Source organism: Streptomyces sp. NPDC005820, assembly GCF_040630255.1.
Taxonomy (GTDB): domain Bacteria; phylum Actinomycetota; class Actinomycetes; order Streptomycetales; family Streptomycetaceae; genus Streptomyces.
In genome coordinates this window covers 1-1,431 of the sequence record NZ_JBEXXE010000133.1, presented here as the reverse complement: position 1 = coordinate 1,431, position 1,431 = coordinate 1, and the positions used below count along the sequence as shown (strand labels likewise).

At 65.5% G+C, this 1,431-nt stretch carries 2 protein-coding genes; one reads left to right on the top strand and one right to left on the bottom strand.

All coding sequences use genetic code 11. The features are described from left to right. The first annotated feature begins 101 nt into the window (after positions 1-101). A complete protein-coding gene (locus tag ABZ464_RS52060) occupies positions 102-554 on the top strand; it encodes a DUF5959 family protein (RefSeq protein WP_359290065.1) in 453 nt (150 codons plus the stop codon). Here the strand turns inward: ABZ464_RS52060 and ABZ464_RS52055 are convergent. Then, a protein-coding gene (locus ABZ464_RS52055) for an IS5 family transposase (RefSeq protein ID WP_359290063.1) occupies positions 536-1,365 on the bottom strand; the annotation gives its coding sequence in 2 pieces (ribosomal slippage) (positions 536-1,026 and positions 1,026-1,365; 831 coding nt in all). The genes ABZ464_RS52060 and ABZ464_RS52055 overlap by 19 nt on opposite strands. Between the last annotated feature and the right edge of the window lie 66 nt (positions 1,366-1,431).

Here is a 1,431-nt window from a genome sequence, read left to right as displayed (position 1 = left end):
AAGAACTCCTAACGGAATGAGCGCCGGGCAATTTAGTGGTGGCGGAAGGTGCTTGCCTGCACCATGTGCCGTGACGGCTGAGGCAGGGCGGGGGTAGCGCTGTGGATCTGATCCATCTCTCTGATGGTGACAACCGCTTCCGAGTACGGGTGCTGGGCCGTCGCATGCCAGGGGTGCTGCCACTGCACGACCTACTCGATGCGGAGGTCCTCATCGAGAGTGGTTTTGTGAACGGCCACCTGGCACTGTCGCTGTTTCCCGAGGACCTGGCCAGCTGGTCAGAGGCTCTGGACACACTTGCTGCAGGCGATGACGTCTGCTGGACAGACGACGACCGCAGCCCTGAGATCCAGATGCAGGCGCTCAATGATGAGCACGGGACGGCCGCCGTGCGCATTGAGGACGCGACTGGCTCTGGTGTGTCCGTGTTCCTTCCCCTGTGTCTCGAAGAGGGCTGGATCAGCGATCAACGGAGGCTGCTCGAACAGGTGCGACGGGAGTGGCCAAGCGAAGTCCTCCAGACTTCACCCGGCGCCTACGAGTGGCGGCGCTGAACTGCTGCCAGTCGGCGCCAGCAAATGAGTGCACATCCGAGGGTGAGGAAGGCTTCGTGGATGTCGTCACGTATCTCCCAGCGGATCCGCAGGCGGCGGAACCAGTGCAGGTGAGCGAACGCGCGCTCCACGACCCAGCGTTGGGTGCCCAGGCCGGAGCCGTGCTCGGTGCCGCGGCGGGCGATCAGTGGCTTCACACCGAGGTCCCAGACGAGGCGGCGGTACTTGTCGTGGTCGTAGCCGCGGTCGCCCAGCACCACGTCCGGGCGGCGACGGGGACGGCCGCGCTTTCCGCGCACGGGCGGCACGGATTGGAGCAGTGGGATCAGCTGGGTGACGTCGTTGCGATTGCCGCCGGTCAGGGTGACGGCGAGCGGGATACCGGTGGCGTCGGTGATCAGGTGATGTTTGCTGCCCGTCCTGCCCCGGTCGACGGGGCTTCGTCCGGTCTTGGCTCCCCTTTTAACGCTCGGATGTGGGAGCTGTCGACGGCAGCCCGTGAGAAGTCCAGGGCGTTCACTCTGCGGAGCTCGGCGAGCAGGACCTCGTGGATTCGGGGCCACACGCCGGCCTCGGTCCACTCAGCCAGGCGCCGCCAGCAGGTCATACCCGAGCCGAAGCCGAGTTCCTGCGGCAAGTGTTCCCAGGCGATCCCGGTGTGCAGGACGAACAGGATGCCCTGGAACACCAGCCGGTCCGGATGCCGTTTGCGCCCCGGATGCCGGGTCCGACGCTCCACCTTGGGCAGCAGCGGCTCGATTACTGCCCACAACTCGTCGTCGACGTCCCACGGCTTCGGCCGCGCCACCATGCACCCCCGGATCATCGGTCTCGGAGTGATCCAACCACCTCGGAGATCATTTCGTTAGGAGTTCTA